The 16,411-nt window shown below is 58.4% G+C and carries 20 protein-coding genes; 3 read left to right on the top strand and 17 right to left on the bottom strand.

Annotation, left to right across the window (positions count from 1 at the left end; all coding sequences use genetic code 11):
• Nucleotides 1-450 precede the first annotated feature (450 nt).
• From F7Q90_RS12290 to F7Q90_RS12300, 3 genes are all read left to right on the top strand, one after another.
• Complete coding sequence (locus F7Q90_RS12290; RefSeq protein WP_006122426.1) at nt 451-1,626, top strand: AAA family ATPase; 1,176 nt, start codon at nt 451-453, stop codon at nt 1,624-1,626.
• Nucleotides 1,626-2,654 carry a ParB/RepB/Spo0J family plasmid partition protein gene (locus tag F7Q90_RS12295; RefSeq protein ID WP_006122425.1) on the top strand — a complete coding sequence of 343 codons (1,029 nt, stop codon included), beginning with the start codon at nt 1,626-1,628 and terminating at the stop codon, nt 2,652-2,654. The genes F7Q90_RS12290 and F7Q90_RS12295 overlap by 1 nt, the downstream gene beginning before the upstream one ends.
• Nucleotides 2,655-3,083: 429 nt before the next feature.
• Nucleotides 3,084-3,356 (top strand): helix-turn-helix domain-containing protein, encoded by a 273-nt coding sequence (locus tag F7Q90_RS12300; RefSeq protein WP_044243610.1) that lies wholly within the window; start codon nt 3,084-3,086, stop codon nt 3,354-3,356.
• Nucleotides 3,357-3,375: 19 nt separating this feature from the next.
• Here F7Q90_RS12300 and F7Q90_RS12305 read toward each other — a convergent pair whose 3' ends face one another.
• The 17 genes from F7Q90_RS12305 to F7Q90_RS12385 form a co-directional block, all read right to left on the bottom strand.
• The gene (locus F7Q90_RS12305; protein WP_006122424.1) at nt 3,376-3,978 is read right to left on the bottom strand and encodes a tail fiber assembly protein; all 603 of its coding nucleotides are present in this window, start codon (nt 3,976-3,978) and stop codon (nt 3,376-3,378) included.
• Entirely contained in the window at nt 3,978-4,904 is a 927-nt protein-coding gene (locus F7Q90_RS12310) for a phage tail protein (RefSeq protein WP_006122423.1), read from the bottom strand. The genes F7Q90_RS12305 and F7Q90_RS12310 overlap by 1 nt, the downstream gene beginning before the upstream one ends.
• Before the next feature lie 43 nt (nt 4,905-4,947).
• A complete protein-coding gene (locus tag F7Q90_RS12315; protein WP_006122422.1) occupies nt 4,948-5,178 on the bottom strand; it encodes a hypothetical protein in 231 nt (76 codons plus the stop codon).
• A 10-nt stretch (nt 5,179-5,188) separates the two neighbouring features.
• On the bottom strand, nt 5,189-5,752 hold the full coding sequence (locus F7Q90_RS12320) for a YmfQ family protein (protein ID WP_006122421.1): 564 nt from the start codon (nt 5,750-5,752) through the stop codon (nt 5,189-5,191).
• Between the two features lie 41 nt (nt 5,753-5,793).
• Nucleotides 5,794-6,945: a baseplate J/gp47 family protein gene (locus tag F7Q90_RS12325; RefSeq protein ID WP_006122420.1), complete on the bottom strand. Its 1,152-nt coding sequence runs from the start codon at nt 6,943-6,945 to the stop codon at nt 5,794-5,796.
• A 3-nt stretch (nt 6,946-6,948) separates the two neighbouring features.
• Nucleotides 6,949-7,383 carry a phage GP46 family protein gene (locus F7Q90_RS12330; RefSeq protein ID WP_006122419.1) on the bottom strand — a complete coding sequence of 145 codons (435 nt, stop codon included), beginning with the start codon at nt 7,381-7,383 and terminating at the stop codon, nt 6,949-6,951.
• Nucleotides 7,380-7,961, bottom strand: coding sequence for a phage baseplate assembly protein V (locus F7Q90_RS12335; protein WP_006122418.1), 582 nt, complete (start codon nt 7,959-7,961; stop codon nt 7,380-7,382). Before F7Q90_RS12335 ends, F7Q90_RS12330 begins: the two co-directional genes overlap by 4 nt.
• The gene (locus F7Q90_RS12340) at nt 7,961-9,031 is read right to left on the bottom strand and encodes a phage baseplate assembly protein (RefSeq protein WP_006122417.1); all 1,071 of its coding nucleotides are present in this window, start codon (nt 9,029-9,031) and stop codon (nt 7,961-7,963) included. Before F7Q90_RS12340 ends, F7Q90_RS12335 begins: the two co-directional genes overlap by 1 nt.
• Complete coding sequence (locus F7Q90_RS12345) at nt 9,028-10,434, bottom strand: DNA circularization protein (RefSeq protein WP_006122415.1); 1,407 nt, start codon at nt 10,432-10,434, stop codon at nt 9,028-9,030. Before F7Q90_RS12345 ends, F7Q90_RS12340 begins: the two co-directional genes overlap by 4 nt.
• A 63-nt stretch (nt 10,435-10,497) precedes the next feature.
• A complete protein-coding gene (locus tag F7Q90_RS12350) occupies nt 10,498-12,342 on the bottom strand; it encodes a hypothetical protein (RefSeq protein WP_006122414.1) in 1,845 nt (614 codons plus the stop codon).
• 120 nt (nt 12,343-12,462) lie between these two features.
• Nucleotides 12,463-13,005 (bottom strand): phage tail assembly protein, encoded by a 543-nt coding sequence (locus F7Q90_RS12355; protein WP_006122413.1) that lies wholly within the window; start codon nt 13,003-13,005, stop codon nt 12,463-12,465.
• Nucleotides 13,006-13,008: 3 nt separating this feature from the next.
• Nucleotides 13,009-13,377, bottom strand: a complete 369-nt coding sequence (locus F7Q90_RS12360; protein WP_006122412.1) for a phage tail tube protein — start codon at nt 13,375-13,377, stop codon at nt 13,009-13,011.
• Nucleotides 13,378-13,388: 11 nt separating this feature from the next.
• A complete protein-coding gene (locus F7Q90_RS12365; RefSeq protein WP_006122411.1) occupies nt 13,389-14,882 on the bottom strand; it encodes a phage tail sheath subtilisin-like domain-containing protein in 1,494 nt (497 codons plus the stop codon).
• Nucleotides 14,882-15,154: a DUF2635 domain-containing protein gene (locus F7Q90_RS27875; protein WP_006122410.1), complete on the bottom strand. Its 273-nt coding sequence runs from the start codon at nt 15,152-15,154 to the stop codon at nt 14,882-14,884. The genes F7Q90_RS12365 and F7Q90_RS27875 overlap by 1 nt, the downstream gene beginning before the upstream one ends.
• An 11-nt stretch (nt 15,155-15,165) precedes the next feature.
• The gene (locus F7Q90_RS12375) at nt 15,166-15,711 is read right to left on the bottom strand and encodes a hypothetical protein (protein WP_006122409.1); all 546 of its coding nucleotides are present in this window, start codon (nt 15,709-15,711) and stop codon (nt 15,166-15,168) included.
• Nucleotides 15,708-16,040: a head-tail joining protein gene (locus F7Q90_RS12380; RefSeq protein ID WP_006122408.1), complete on the bottom strand. Its 333-nt coding sequence runs from the start codon at nt 16,038-16,040 to the stop codon at nt 15,708-15,710. Before F7Q90_RS12380 ends, F7Q90_RS12375 begins: the two co-directional genes overlap by 4 nt.
• A 2-nt stretch (nt 16,041-16,042) precedes the next feature.
• Complete coding sequence (locus tag F7Q90_RS12385) at nt 16,043-16,408, bottom strand: hypothetical protein (protein ID WP_006122407.1); 366 nt, start codon at nt 16,406-16,408, stop codon at nt 16,043-16,045.
• Nucleotides 16,409-16,411 lie beyond the last annotated feature (3 nt).

The raw sequence follows: 16,411 nt of genomic DNA on the forward strand, positions 1-16,411 counted from the left end.
CATTTCGCCATTATACTCGCGTATAATGGCGAAATGTGTTTCGATAATGATCCGAGAATATGTTTCGATGATTGTTCCGCGTTCGTGTTCCGATGGGTGCCAGTCCTGTGACAAGGTAGATCCGCGATTGTGTTTGTATGTTCTGTGTTTGTGTTTCGATATGGAAGGTGCAATTTGTGCGGTGCATTTTTTCGTTAAAGGTAGGTGTTTTTCGGTGTGTTCTCCGGGCGGTGTTACCCGGTTCACGTCGATGCAGAATATAGGCGTGTCAATGATTTAGGGGTGTTACCCGGTAAGTTTACGGAAAATAGAGGAGCTAACGTGCGCGCGGACGACGTGCCGTATGACGCCACCGACGACGGGTTTATGCATATAACTTTGTGTGAAAATGGTTGCTTTGCGTGTTTTACGCTGTTTTAATGATTTCACGCAAAACGACAGGAGAAACAAATGAGCCTTTTAGTAAGACTGGACGAGTGCATTGCACGCGCCGCTATGATGACAAAGCAGATCGCGGAGTATCAGTTCGGTGATGATTCACCATCTGCACGCACCATTACGCGCCGCTGGGGCATTCAAGAAGTGGCAAAGATGATAGGCATCAGTCAGCCAACCATTCGCGCAGCAGAGGATGACGGGCGCTTGCCGGTGCCTGATATGGTTCAGCGCGGTTTTTCGGAAATGCGCGAAGGCTATACGATTTATCAAATTCAGCATATGCGCGAGGTGTTTGGCACGGCTCCACGCCGCCTGCCCGGCCAGCCATGTATAACGGTCGGCGTTGCCGCGCATAAAGGTGGCGCATACAAAACCTCTTCGTCGGTCCATCTGGCGCAGTGGCTGAGTATGCAGGGCTGGCGCGTGCTGCTAATCGATGCAACTGATCCGCAAGCGACCGCCTCGCTTTACCACGGCTATGTACCGGATCTGCATATTCACGCCGACGATACCCTGCTGCCTTTCTATTTAGGCGAACGCACCGACGTACACTACGCGATAAAGCCAACATGCTGGCCTAGCCTCGACATTATCCCGTCATGCCTGGCTATTCACCGTATTGAGAGCGAAGTCATGCCACTGGCAAAAGCGGGCCTGCTTCCAACCGCCCCGCATGAGTTACTCCGCGCAGCGATCGCTACGGTTTCCGATGACTACGACATCGTGGTTATTGATAGCGCGCCGAACTTAGGCGTCGGCACCATGAACGTGGTGTGCGCGTCCGACGTGCTCATTACGCCAACGCCTGCAGAGATGTATGACTACAGCTCAGCGCAGCAGTTCTTTGTCACTATGCGCGACCTGCTGGCAACGATTGATCTACACGGATTTGAGCCGGATGTCCGCGTGCTGGTCACTAAATACAGCAACGCGCCCGGCAGCCAGTCGGCGTACATGGAAGAGTGCATGCGTGAAGCGTTCGGCAACATGGTGATGCAGTCAGTTGTTCGCGTAACGGATGAAGTAGGCAAAGGCCAGGTGCGTATGCGCACGGTGTTTGAACAGGCCGCGAACCAGCGTTCGACCAGAAAAGCATGGGATAACGCGGTGGGGATTTGGGAGCCGGTTTGCAATGAAATTTATGAACGTTTGATTAAACCACGCTGGAACACAGAGGAGGCCGCGTAATGGCAAAGGGTATGCGTAACGCACCACAATTCGATTTGAGCAAGGTAAGAGCCAGCCAGCCGCGCGACAACGACGCTCAGGCTGCAGCGCCGGTGGTTAATGAGTTAAGTAAGCTGGTGGGCGGCATGAAACCCGGCAACACCGTCTCGATACCGGTGTGCGGGCGGGAGGTCGCGTTTACGCTGCGAACCATCCCTGCAGCAAGGGTTGAAAAGAGCACGATGGTCTGGAATGAAAACGAACGCCTGCAGGAGTTGTTGACCGAAGCAGCGCTAGACGATTTGATCCCGTCGTTCGTGTCCGGAGGCCAGCTTATTCCAGCCTTTGCGCGCGAAGTAACCGGCATTATTGAGGTCGCCGACGGTAGCCGCCGCCGCAAGACCGCCATTATTACCGGCAGCGATTACCGCGTGCTGGTGGGCGATCTGGACGACGAACAAATGGCAGCCCTTTCGCAGACGGGGAACAACTACCGCCAGACCAGCGCATACGAGCGTGGCCGCCGCTATCGCCGCTTGCTTGAGGGTAAGTTTGAAATGAACGTCACCGCGCTGGCTAGCGCCGAAAAGGTAGATCGCAAAATCATCACGCGCTGCCTGGCGACCGCTAACCTGCCAATTGAGGTGATCAAACTTTTCGCCAATCCAAGCGAACTGTCAGCGCGCGCCGGGCATGAGTTATCCGGGATTTACGCGAACCACACGGAAGAAATGATGCAGGTGGTTGACGAGTTACTTGCCCAGCAAGGCAGCGGCGAACCGCTCAAAACTGAGGTGATTGTTGAGGCACTGAAACAGGCTGGCCAGACGCCTAAAGAGACGGAAAAAACGAAACCAACGGTGCGTAAATTCGGGGAAGGTGTCACGGCTAAATATGACGGCGACAACGTGAACATTTCGCTGCGCGGTGTTGCGCCGGAACTGTTACGCCGGATTGAGGTTGTACTGGAAGCTGCAGGCAAGCAAAACGGTGGAGCGGCGGTGGATAAATTGATTTCAGAACTGGAGGAGAAACTGCGCAGTAAATAGGAGGTGCCCTTGCAGCACGCCAGCCGCAAGGGCGATCAACGGGTCTTCTACGACAGGAGAACACGTCGATGGGCGTAATTTAACATCGGTGCGCCCCGTACAAAAGAAGAAAGCCGCGCCAGCGGCTTTTTTCTTTTTCTGCATTATTTCGGCAGTCGATTATTCCCGCCGGGTGATCATTTATTAATCTTAATGATAGCGCCAGAAATTAACAGATTATTCCAAATTAGGTTATTTTATCGCGCTCCGACGGCGGGTTGTAATAAGGGTTGAGAAAGCGTTCGGGCTTGAATATTTTTCTGTAAACAGGCGGCCCGTATTGCCAAAATTTAACCAGCTTAACGACGTGATTTTAACAATATATCCCGTTTTGGCTTATTTTCGCATTCTGCAACATAGTCCGACTCTGATTATTTCAGGGCCGGATTAATGCCTTCAATTTACCCGAACGATTATCGCACTGTGATCGCAACGTTGGTGCGCCTTCGCAAAGCCCGGAAAATTACCCAAAAGCAACTGGCCACGGCGATGCGCGTACCGCAGTCGTTTATTTCGAAAGTCGAACGCTGCGAACGCCGCCTCGATATAGCGGAGTTATTGCACCTTTGCGAGATACTCGACATCCCTGTTACGTCGCTGCTTAGCGTCATTAAGCCCCGATTTACAGGCATCACTGGTGGCGCGCCAGAAACCACAGAATAAGCCGCATAAGCGGCTTTTTTTATGCGGCTGCTGTCACGCTGGCCAGCGTCGGTACGGTTGGCCACACGATGTTTTCCGGGTCGGTGGTGTCTACCTTGTTCAGCGCGACGCGATAAGTCTTCCATGCGGTAAACATCAGCGTATCTTCATCCGTCGCGGTTGGAAGCGATACGGCGTCGGTGTAAATGTCGACCTGCTGGTTAGCGGTGCCCATCAGCGTGTTCACCTGTTCGACGGCTGCCTCACTCTCTGCTGCCAGCTTCGCGGCGGTGTCCACCTCCCACGCGCCCGTTGTGGCATTCCACGCGTCGTATTCGGTGGCAGGTGCAATCGTGGTCACCGTATCAAGCAAAGCGCCCAGCGTTGTTACCAGCACGCCTACGCGCGATGCCTTCACGTAAACCGTGGTGCCGCGATGGTCTTCCACCTGCAACCATGCACCACTTGTATAAATCCATGCGTAGCCCGTTACCGCTTCCGGCGGGGCGGTTTCCGTGCAGTCAGCCGGTAAGCCGGTGTGCGGCGGGATAACCTCATCCGAAGATGAGAGGTATTCGCCGGTGCTGGCGTCGTAGTGGTAAACGGTCAGCGTCTGCTGTTCGTCGGAGAACTGAAAGCTCATCAGGCAAGCCTCACAATGTAGTTAAATGCTACGTTTTTGACGGTGTTTTCGGTGTTGCCGGTAGAACCGATCGTCACCGTGTGGGTGTGCGAACCAAGCGTGGTGGTATGGCTGTGCGCCGCTACGGTCGCCGTGTGCGTGTGCGCGCCCTGCGTATCAAGAATTTGCGCGCCACTGCCGGTTGCACCGAGGTAGCCTGCGCTTCGGCTTGCGCCGGTCACGCCCACGCCAGTGCGGTTCAGTGAGTACGGGTCGCCGCCGCTGCTGCTGCCGTTATCCGCGTAGACGTTGTGATAGTGGCCACCGGCGCTTGAGGTTGTCACCGTGTAAGCAGCTGCAGTGGTCGACGTCACCGTGCCGAGGTTCGTGGTTGATACGCTGGCGGTATGCGTGTGTGAAATTACGCCGTCGGCTTCGACCGACAGTACGGCGCGCCCGCTGGCGGGCTTGCCCTTCACGGTATAGCCGCGCATATCAGGCAGAACGCCGGTCGGGTATGCCACCGCCGTTTGGGTGTATACCGTTTTGTCGAATGACTGCCCCTGCAAAAACGCCCACGTTCCCGTGGTCGGCAACGTATCGGATGGCCACGGGATAGGTGCGCCAATCGGATAAGAGCCGGAGACCGTTGATGTCAGGCCAAGATTCGCCAGCGCCGTTGCGACCGCCGTGGTTCCCGCCGCCTTAATTTCTGAGAAACAGTTTCCTGTCTGTAAAAACATCGCCCGCAGCGCCGCAAGCAGCTGCTTATCGTTGGATGTGTCCAGGCTGATACTGGCAGCAGCGGGAATGGCGATCAGCTCCCGCTGCACCATATTGAACCACGCCGCGACAAGGTTGGTCGGCGACTGCCCGCCGGTCACGCTGCCGTCTGTAAATTCGTTGTCATCGTCAGCCGTGGTGGTGTAGGCACTGATTTTTTGCATGGGAAATCCTCGCCAGTTAAGGCGCTTAAACTTTTACGGGGGATTACGAGGTGGTTTTAGCGGTGAAGAGGATCTTCAGTGCGGCTAGCAGCTGCGCGTCGTTCGTCGGGTCCGGTGTCAGCCCGGCGGCGGTCACAATGGCAATCAGTTCGCGCTGAATGGTGTTGAACCATGCCGCCGGTAGCAGCGTGGATTCCACCGCGCTGGCTCCGCTGCCGTCGGTAAATTCGCCGTTCTGGTCGGCGGTATCGGTAACGCTTCCAATTTTTTGCATGTGTAGTCCGTTACGCCGTGCTTTCGGCGGTTTCATAGGTGAACAGGAGAATGGTGTGTGACGGGGACATATCTTTCAGGCGGCATTCGAGCAGCTTGTTCCCCCATGAATCTATGGGGTCGTTGGCGTAAGCCTCGCCCGCGTGCGCCCATGTGATCGTCGTGTCCGGCGCGGTCACTTTCCAAACCCATCGCCAGTCGTTCCCGTTGATGCTGGCCCCGCAGCGGGAAAGCCCCGCACGCGCGGGACGGTATTCGGTGATCGTGATGTCGTAACCGAGCGCTTTTGCAGCGGTGGTGAAGTGCGCGACCGATTGCCCGCCAGCGGTGGCCAGCTTTGTTGAGACAGCCAGCTGGCGCGCCGAGGTGCTGTAGGTTTCGCCGATGGTGCAGTCATCCGGGAGCGCCATCGTGCTTTCCCATTCAGAAAGCATGGTGGTGGCCGTCGCCGGAAAAGAGCCGGCGATCAGACCATAAGCCTCGCTTCCGGACTCATAGAACGCATTGGCGATGCCAGTAAGAACGGCGGTCTGCGTGCTGGATGCGTCACGCCGCCAGATTTTGCCGGTAGGCATTAAGCCCCACAGGGCCGATAGATACTCTGAAACAGAAAATTTCATGCGTAAGTTACCGATCCCAGTACCGGCAACCCGCCGGTGGCCATCACGATGTTTTCAGTTGGCGAAGTCATCAGGAAACCGGCGGTGTTATCCACGGCGGCAATGGCTGCGATAATGTCCGTCAGGTAGATGGTGCCGCCCGGTTCGCCGTCATCGAAAAGGATGTTACTGATAGCCGTCTGCAGCGCCGATTTCGTGGTGCTGGTCGCGGTTGCAATGCCGCTGATTTCAAAATTAATCGCGGTTTTGATAGGCGAGGCAACGTAAACGGTCGCCGTTACCGGGCGCTCGGAGTAGATGTAATCCGCAACGGTCAGCTGGTCGCCGGTCGCAACCTGCCCGGAATACTGCGTCTCTTTGGTGGCATAGCCGTCGGTGCCGCTAGGGAAGCTGTTGTCGTTCGTGGTGGCTCCGTCCGGGTCCATCATGAAATACACGCCGACCGTTCCCGCGCCCAGCAGGCGGGGTGTAACCCAGGCTCGCGTAACGCCGGGAACCGCCAGCGCCCACTCTTTGTAGTCGGCATCACTGCCGCCCTGCGGCGGCTCCTGATAGGCCAGCAACATGCGAGAACGGAAAACCTCCTCGTCCTCAATATCAGCGCCACCGGTAATGGCGGCGGTCGCCGTCGCGGTGGTGTCCACGCCATCAATCGCAACATTGAGCGTCAGCACGGTACCGGCATCGGCGTTGCCATCTTCACCGCCGCCGGTTGAGTCGGTACTGGTGTCGGGCAGAACGGCGGTAACTGCGCCGGTAATGTTGCCCGCGCTGCCAATGGTCAGCTCGGCGTTGACCGTGTACTGGTAGCCGTCCGAGCGGTTCAGCAAGGTGCCTGCCGGGATTACGCTCCCGGCGGTGCCGGTGAGGGTGATTGTCTTCCCCGTCGCAGCGGTGGCTGCCTTGCGGTAAATGTCTTTCAGGGCCGCCCACGCCGCCAAATATTCATCTGTGGCCGTGTACGGGTTGCTTTGCTTCGCGATCCAGTCGAGATAGCCAAAATGCAGGTGCGACATCCCGGCAACCACGTCGCCGATAATGCCGAGGTTAGAGAAGCGCAAAAGTGCGCCGACTTTCTTTAGCTGCGTGAGCAGGTAGGACTTGCACTGCGAGCGCAGGTCCGTAAGCGTTGGCCTGTTAAACGGCATGAATCAGGTCTCCCAAACCCAGCCATATTTCGCGGACGTGCTGGTGCCGTCCGGCTTCTGGCATGTGATGGTCATGAAAAGGCTGCGGGGGTATACGATTTGCGTGGATACGGAAACGCTATCCAGAACGCCGTCATCAATCAGCCACTGCAGCGCCTCTTTGGCGTAGCTGGCAGCTGAGTTGGCAACGGTGGTGGTCAGGCGCTGGCGGCGAAGCAGCCAGATACGGGAGCCAATTTGATAATCTGCATCCAGATCGCCCCACCAACCTTTGCGGTCGTCGCCGTCAATGCTGTCATCCGAGCGGGCCTGCCGGTCGCTGAAAAGGCTGATATAAACCGCCGTATCAACATCGCTGCCGGAGTCCAGATCGCCGACCGCTTCCTGCCAGTCACCGCCACCGCTCTCCGGGTACCAGATGGTTTTAATATCCGTCATCCAACCTCCGTGCCGGGTGCTTCGCTCGTCACCTGAGAGCTACCGGTTTGCACGCCTTTAACGGCGTGGGTGTGGTCGTTGTACGCGTCGCGCAGTTGCTTAAGGGTTGAGGCGTTGCCGCTGCCGGTATTGTCGATAACGTCACCGGAAACTTTGAGGCTCGGCGTATTCATCACAACGCCGGTGCTCGCGTTTATCGTCACAGTGGTGGCGTCCGAAACGGTGACCGACTGGCCTTTGGCTTCTACCTCAATGCCGCTGGCCGTCAGCTTCACGTACATGCCGGTCTGGTTGTAAATCGCGGTTTCACCTGCCTTTAAGCCGGTCAGGCGTGAACCGCGATGGTTGGTGGCAATCACGATAGGGCTTGAACGGTCGCCGCCGAGGCTGGCAACCAATACGTCGCTGCCAATCGGCGGCGCGGAGGAAAAACCAAACTCAGCCAGGCGGTGTGCGCTCATTACGTCGAGCGGGGTGCGGAACTGCAGCGTCTGTGTGAGGCCGGTGTCGGTCATTCCAGTGACGCGACCAATCCCCAGCAGCATTTTTAGCTGCCGGTAAATACGGCGATAATCCATCAGTAAGTTAGCTCGCGAATATTCGAATAAAACTGGTACGGCTCGACGCTGAATGCGGCGGGCGGCATGAGAACCATGTCGGCTGCGGTGCCTTGATCGTCTTTGCGGAACGTCACCTCACCGAGCAGCCAGAGCTCATCTTCCAGCCCGAAAACGGGCAGCGAGATCGGGATTAGCGTATTGGGTTCCCACAGGTTCCCGGCGCTGTCTCGCCAGCTGTCTACCGTAACCAGCAGGCTCTTTGAACGCCCATAGCGCCGGTTCATTTCCCAATCAATGCACTGCTGTGCCTGCTGGTTTGCGGTCATCGTGCTTTCGATAATGACCGTGCGGTTTCGGTAGCGCATGGCTGCCGCTTCCGGGTCGGTAGCAGTTGCCAGAGCGACCGCTTCATAAGCGTCGTCGCCGCTTTCTTCGTTAATCGGTGTGACCGCCATAGAAACGCCGGTGTAGACGGAAAAGCGCTCGTCCATCGTGCTTTCGTAGGCGGCTTCCTGAATGTTCTGGCCCTGCTTCACGCCGCTGGCGGCCTGCTTCGTGCCGACGCGCGTCAGGAACAGGCTGCCGTCCGGCTTGTCGTAATAAAGCAGCGCGGCCCAGCGGGTGATGCGGTCGATTACCTCCTGAGACGATTCACCCCAATTAAGCGTGAACTGCGGGACCGTGGTCCCGACATCCACGTCGCTGGCAACCGTGATGCCGTATGGCGCAGCCAGCTTTTGCGCAATCTGCAGCGGCGATGCCCCGCTGATAACGTTGTTTTTCCAGTAGGCCGAGCAATCGACAAGGTCCGCACATTTGCTGCGCCCGACCGCCTGTACGCGGTGACGCGCGCGGGAAATCATCGGCGACCAGCGGTCGATGTAGCCGGTCAGCACGGTGTCGCTGCCGATTTTCACCACGCAGGCGTCGCCGGGTTTAACCAGCTGCTTTCCATCGCTGCCGGGAAATTCGTCCATCAGTGACAGCTCAAAATCAGAGGGTAAGTGCTCAATGCTGCGCGTAACGCGCACCGCATCCCAGCCGGACAGCACCTTGCCGTTGAGCGTCAGGGTTAATTCGTCGCTCATGAGGTCAGCGCCTTAAAACTGGTCGGCATGAATGCCGGGTGAATGGGATCAGCCATCTTCACAACCGCTTCCGTGCGGCTGGCGTCCTGATAAAGCCGGTTAGCAATATTCAGCGCCGGTAGCGGCATGGCGTAGGTCACGGTCTTAACGGTTGCGAGATCCGCACCGAGGTTGGAAAGCGTGTCCACGATGTTGCCGCGCAGCGTCTGCAGCTGGCGGTAAAGGTCGTCGTAGGCGTTATCCGCTGCCAGCAATGCGGCGGCATCGAGCACGGTGACAACGCGGCGCGTCAGGTCCATTGCGTCGTCGTAATTCGCCGGGGTGTATTGCGAGGCGACATAGGCCATCGCGCCCGCGCTTAGGGCTTTCAGATAGATGCGGGCCGCCAGCTGGATGCTGGTTGCCACGGTGTCGGCGTAAACAGTGGTGTCGTCAAATTCTGCTAGCGCTTCCAGCAGGTTTATCAGGTCCATCCCGCCCGCCGTCAGGTCGAGCAGCTCCGTATAAACGGCTTCAATTGCGACAGAAAAGTCTTCCACGGTCCCTGTGGCGGCGACGGCATCCAGCGCGGTATCGATGGCAGCTTTGTTCTGAATGGAAGCGGCAATTTTGCTGTCTACCAGCGCGGCGTAGTCGTCCGTGTCTGCGGTGTTGTCGGTGCTGGTTGTCGCTCCGCTGGCGTTTCCGCCCACGCTGCCGGTGTTGTAGCGCCCGTAAGTTGTCGTGCCAAACGTGCTTTTCAGCACGTTCGCGAGGTTGGTGGCCTGCGAGACCGTGTCCGTTACCATCGTGGTCCAGAATGCCGCCGTGGCTTTCAGCGTCTGGATCGCGCCCGTTACAGAGCGCATTTCGCCCTTTACGGTGGCGATGAAGGAGGCCGCGTTCTTTGACAGGGTGGCAAACCATGACGTTTTTACGGTGGAGGCGGCGTCGGTGGCGCTGGTGATCGCGAATACTTTCAAACCGGACTCAATCGCGGTCAACGTGAAGCGAAAAACGCGTCCCTCTTCCATGCTTTCAGACACGCGCAGCCCGTTTTCCGGGATGCTCACCGTCAGTTCGCCGAGCGTCGGATGTACCAGCGTGCCGGAACCCGAGGTTTCAGCGGCGGCGACCAGCGAGTCGCGCTGCGTCATCACGTCGCCTGCGGTGTATACCCGGCTGCTCTGGATAATGAAGCCGGTCAGCGTAATTCGCCGCGTGGCGCGGCCCATATCTTCCACCCATACCGAGTCCCGATACGGGTATTCATGAACAGCCTGGCGACGCCCGAACGTTCCCTCGCCGCTTTCAACGGCGAACGGAACGCCACGGAATGACGCGGCGTGCAGGTTGTCCTGCCAGCTCCACGTATCGCCAGACGTGCCGAGCACGCCGGAAATAGCAGCAGATACAATCGTCATTTAGCAGACTCCAGAAACAAAAAACCCGGCGCGGGGCCGGGTTGGATAGGTGTGATGGTGGTATCAGGGGAACTGCATGGCGGTGGAGATTCGCGAGCCGGTGCCGGTGACGGTTTGCCGCTGCCCGGTTTTCTCGTTGACCATCGTGAGTTCAACCTTGATGCCCTTTTCTGCCAGGACGGCGCTCAGGGCATTAGCCAGCTGCGCCGGGTCCGATGCCTGCGCGCCGGTCGCGCCGGTGCCAGGCAAAAGTGGCGGCGGCGTCAGCGGCTGCTGCGGTGATTGCTGGATGATGTTCTGAATCTGCCCTGAACTGAGGGAGTTGTTTCCTTCCCGGTTAAACAGGGCGGCAAGTACGCGCGAACGCATCCCCGGACTACTCAGATCCATCTGCGCATCCGGCGCGATGCCGAGTTCGCGGCTGGCGTCCTTAATCATCTGCGGGGTGTTATTGTGGTCCCGGACCGGCGACGCGGTGCTGATGATTTCCTGCAAGGTGCGCAGCGGGTGATCCGTGTTGGCAGACTTGCCGGAATAGTACAGCTGCAGCTGGCGGTCGGCTGCCAGCACGCCGTTATTGAGCGAGTCAAACTTCGCAAAGCCTTTCGCGCCCGGTTCGGCGTTCGCCTGGCTGGCGTAGCGGATGTTCCACGGGTTGTTATTCACCACGGAAAGCGCGCCAGCGTTCACGCCACCGCCAGCCTGCACCGGATTACCAGCGCCTGCAGCGGCGGCCTGCGCGGCCTTCATATCCTCCATCAGCTGCGAAGCCTGATCGCGCAAGCCGTATTGCTGGCGCAGGTGGTTATGCTCTGACGACGTATTTACCATGCCGGACATAATGTCCACCGCTTCGCCAGCCGGTAGCGACTTGAGAAAAGCGTCGTCTTTCTGCGCGCGTTTGAGCCAACCGCTCTCCTGATCGCTGATGAATCCTGCCGCCTGGCTCCATGCCATCGGATCACGGGGATTTTGCATCACTTTCGAGGCACCTTTTAGCCCATCGGTGACCGTACCGTCTGACAGGAGTTTATGTGCGATCCCCTGCTCCGTTCGCGTCTTAAGGCCGTCCCACGATGCGCTCAGTTCGGTCAGCGTGCGGTTCAGACCAACCAGTTCGGCGTTAACCTTCGGGTCAATGGTCAGCCCCACAGAATCCGATTTCGTCAGGTTGTCTTTGAGCCGCTTGCCTTCACGCAGCAATTGCAGCCCGTCAGCGTCCAGCCCCAGCGCATCCGCGACCGTTTTCTGGTTCTGCGGTGAGAGTTTCGGGAACACGTCAGCCAGCTGCTTCACCGTTTCCAGCACGTTAGCGGTGCCGTCGGCGTTCTTCACGATCTGCGCGTGAACCTGATTCATCACGGCCAGCACTTCGTTGTTGCGGCCCTGCAGCGCGTCGTTAAACGTCTTGTAGAATCCCTGCACTTCGCCGCGCGCGGTTTCGGAGTCCGTACCCAGCATGCGCATCGCGCCGGATAGCTGCGAGAAATCCTTAACTGACATCCCGGCGTTTTCCGCTGCCACCTGCAAGCCGTAAGCATCATCGGCGGCGTCACTGATACCGCTGCCGAGCGCCTTCATTCCCTTCCCGGCAAGGTAGGCTGCGCCACCTGCAAGCCCCATTTTGCCGACGATACCGCCCATGCGACCGGTAAAGCCGGTAAAGTTTCGCAGTGGTGGAACCATATCGCCGATGAACTGGACATTATCCTTTGCGTAGCGGCCCAGCTGCTCAAACATCCGGTTAATCTGAGACAGGCCGTCGTTCGTTTCCTGCCCGCCGAGTTTCAACCCGTCCGTGGTTTTATCCAGCCCCGGCTGGAGGTTGCGCACCTCGTCGTTGATGCGCTTGAGCGCATCAGATACCTGGTCATCAGCGGTCAGGGTAAAATCAAAAGAATTAGCCATCTGCCGCTGCCTTTTTCAGTTTGTTGATCCGGTGGCCCTGCCGCAGCCAGTATTGGACGCGGCTCCACGTCATCTGGTCACCGGCGGTTTCACTAAACCGCCAGTAATAGGTGATTTCCGCTATGCGGTCTTCCCATTCGTCGCGTCCGGGAAGTAGCGCAAAAAACCCACCAGATATTTCTCCGCCTCCCTGAACTTGGTGATCGGCAATTTGCGCAGCGCCTGCCGGTTTACGCCAGACAGCGCAGACATCAGCGACAGCAAAGCCGTGGCGGCGTCTTTGGCTTCCAGTTCGGCGTAGTAGGCTTTGAACTCTGCAAAGCTTGGTTCGCGCAGCGGCACGCTCTCCCACGCTTCCTGCCCGTTCAGGCTGGTGATCTGCTTGTCCAGCGGGATCTCAATTTCTGCCGCGTCGCTGCCTTTCGCCTCATAGTTGATGAAGTGAAGCAGGAACGCCTGCCCGCGACGCACGACGCGCAGCGGCAAATTGTCCAGGCTGGCGGGTGCTTTGCCGGTAATCTTGCCAATCAGCACGCCCATTGCTTCGTGCGCGTTGGTTTTCTTTGCCTCCGCGTAGAAGAGTTCGACCTCATGGTAAAACGGTTCGCGCAGCGGATATGGCCCTTGCGGGCCGAAATTATCAACGAAAATCACGTCATCCACGGCTTAGCTCTCCTGCACGCTGTCACTTTCCCAGCGCACGTCGAACACCGCGTCTTCGCTATCGACTTCCTGCGCTTCAACGGTCCACATCCCGCTGCCGATGATGGTTTTGCCGTTCGCCAGCTCTGCCGTTACCGTCACGTTGGTCTGGTCGTTAAAATCTGAGACCGTGGTCCCGCCGCTGTCACGCACCTGGCATGAAATGAAGCCCGCCGTGGGCTTCTCCTTGTAACCGTGTACGCGGTCCATGCCGGTGAGGGTTTCACGCTTGTTTTTGGCGACGGCGTACTTAAAGTTCCCCGCAACCATGATGCTCAGGCCGTCAACGGTGACGGTCGCGGTCCCCGCCAGGCGGTTGGTTGTATCTGTCATTTAATAATCCCTTATGACGACGCCTGCAGGCGGAATTGGTTGAGCAACGCAAACACGCGCATCTGGTTGATCAGCACGCCCGGCCAGAGCACATCGACGCGGTTCGGGTTGCTGCTGTTTTGTTCAACAATCAGCCCGGACGCGAAGCCGGTGGAGTCCTGGACAAACCCGTTGGTCTCCAGCGTGCTGTACTGCGCGATAAGCTCCGCGCGGATGATGTTTGGTGTGACGATTGCCGCGCCGCTGGCAAACTTGGTGCCACTGGCGGCAAGCTTCATGCGGGCATATTTCGAGGTCACCACGCTGCGCAGATAGCGCGTCACGTACATGAGCAGGAACATCGTTTCGATCTCCAGATAGGAGTCGTCCGCGTCGCCGTAGCTGTTGGTCTGGTACGTGGTGATCACGTTTTCCAGCGTCACCGTGCCGTCATCCGAAACGGTGGTGGTTGAAATGCCGCTGTAGAGCAGGTTATTTCGCTCCGTCATTTCAAAGCGCGACGCCAGCGGTGGCGCAAGTACGCCGGAAACCGTCAGCGTCTGAACCGGACGGCCCGGATCGTTTCGCAGGCTGGTTGCCATCGCGCCGTAGCACGCTGCCGCCCAAACCCACGGCGTCGACGGTGAGTCGTACACGCCGATGATTGATTCGTGCTGGTTGTTGCGCGCTTCGCCCGCTGCGGTCAGTTCGCCGTAGGTGCCGAACAGCACACCCAGCGAATGCCCGTAAAGCTGCGATGAATAGCTCCAGCGACCGGTGTTATCCGAAAGCAGCGATTTCACGGCGTTAAGCGACGTGGTGTCGGTGTACGGGTTGATAATGAAATCAAACGTTTTGTCACCGAGGTTCGCCAGCGCGTCATCAAGCGACGGTGAGCCGGTGCCGCCGCTCATCGCGGTGATGGTCACGCCCAGCCCGGACGGCGTTTTTTCGCCACCTGCAGAGCCGAGGTAGTTCAGGCGGATATCGATGTCATTGCCCAGCGCGCCTTTGTTTTTGGCGGTCAGGGTGATAACCCCGGCGCTGGCAGATGCGGTCAACGGGAGCGCCGTCGCCGCATTAATCGCGGTGGCCAGATCGCTTGCAATGACCGAAACGGTGTCGGTGCTGGTCACGGAGATCTGAATACGCGTGCCACCGATGTAGAGCGCAACGGTGCCTGCAGCAGTTGGTGGCGTGGTAATCGCAATGGTGCCGGACGCGGCGACCAGATCGTCGCCGTCAGCGATAGGCAGGATGTAAATCTCTCCTGCAGTGTCGTTCGCCAGATAAGCCGCCATCATGTTGTGCAGGATTGAGCCATAGCCGCACAGGCCGCCCACGGTGGAGGCGGAGGCTTCCAGTGCCGGGATATTTGGCGTGCTCAGCGTGGCGCTATCCAGCTGCTGCCCGATAATCAGCGTGCGCTGCGTCGCGGTGGCTGTGTTGGCCTGCGAGTTGTCCATTTCGGCGTAAAACAGCGGGACGCGCAGGTTACTTGGGACATTTGAAAACGATACGGTCATTAGCTGGCTTCCCCGGTAGCGGTATCAGCGTCGGTGCTGGCGGTGGTGGTTGAGGCAGCCGGGCTGGTGCTGGCTGTTACGGTTGCCGCGCTGGCGGTGGTTGCGGTGGTTGCGCCGGTGCCGCTCTGGTCCAGCGTCACTTCCTCCACGTCGCCATCGCGAAAACGGCGACGCCAGAACGTGCTCATCTCCACCTCGGCCCCTTCTGCGGGCAAAAGCGTGCCTTTAACGGGATCGCGCACGGCGCGCCCGTCTACGGGTTTCAATTTCATTGGGATCTCGATTAGGTCAGGTCAGCGTTAAAGCCCGGAACGGTCGTGCCGTCCGGCTCTTTGATGCGAAGGTCGATGCCTTCCAGCGTGTTGGTGGCAATCGGGAAGAAGTCTTCCGGCCCCTGAAAATATTCAACGTCGATTTCAAAAAGCAGCTGGCCAATGTGGCTTTCGCCGCTGGAATCCACGTCGATAGTTGATCGCACTTCCTTGTACTGCTGCGTTGAGCGCGTCAGCTCGTAGCTGTTGATAACGCCCTGCTCAACCTGCAGGCGTAGTTGCTCACACGCCTCTTCAGCCAGCATTGCGCCGATTTCGGCGTCTTCTGTGTCGAACGCTTCCACGCGACCGGTGATCCGTACCGTGGTCACGCTGGTAAATTGCGGGGCATTTCGCCCCATCGAATGCTTATGATCGAACGGCGTCTGAACCAGCAGCGCGGGATAGTCGGCGCTGCGTGTAGGCCAGTCGCGCGGGGAATAAACGCGGTCGCCCGCGTCCGTGGCTGCGGCCTTGAGAGCAGTCACAGTCAGCGTGCGGATGGTGGCTGAGTTCATGCGGTTTTTACGCGATTCAGAATGAGTTTGGAGCCGCCGTGGCTGTCGGGCTGGACGTCTTTCACGACGAACAGCTGTGCCACGCCCGGAATATAAAGGCGGTCGCCCTGCTGCGGAGGATTGCGGAACGCCGCGTCCCGAACGCCCAGCACCGGGTTGGTGGTGTTGATCGTCGGGTCGCCGTCGTCCAGCGGTTCAACGTCCTGCGTGTATGCCCGGTCAAAAATGCCGGTAATGTCATACGCCGCCGCGCCAGCGGGCCGGTAATTCACCGGCTGGCCAAACGTATCCTCCAGCGGGGCCAGCAGATTCTGGTCCCAGTCAATCATCGTTATGCCGTACCAATCCGAACGCCGTCCTGCACCGCAATGGTGACGCCTTCCTGCGCCAGCGCATCGGCTAGCGCCTGCTCTGCCGTCACCACGACGCGACGCTTAACGAGGCGATCAACATCGCTGGCCGGCACACGCACTCTGGCGTGTGGGCGGTGCGTTTTTCCGTCACATTTCAGGGTGTTTTTCGGCAAAACGACAACGGCAACAGTGCCGTCGTCTTCGTTTTCGGTCAGATTGGCCCCTGAATCGACCACAGCGGCGTTTTCTTCCGTTTCGTCTGTGGTTGCCGGGGTTTCGTCGTTTAACGCGTCTGTGGCGTTTTCAGCGGCCTTTTCAGCCGCTGCATTTTTACGGGGTGCCATGCG

This window comes from Pantoea stewartii subsp. stewartii (assembly GCF_008801695.1).
In the GTDB taxonomy this organism is placed as follows: Bacteria; Pseudomonadota; Gammaproteobacteria; order Enterobacterales; family Enterobacteriaceae; genus Pantoea; species Pantoea stewartii.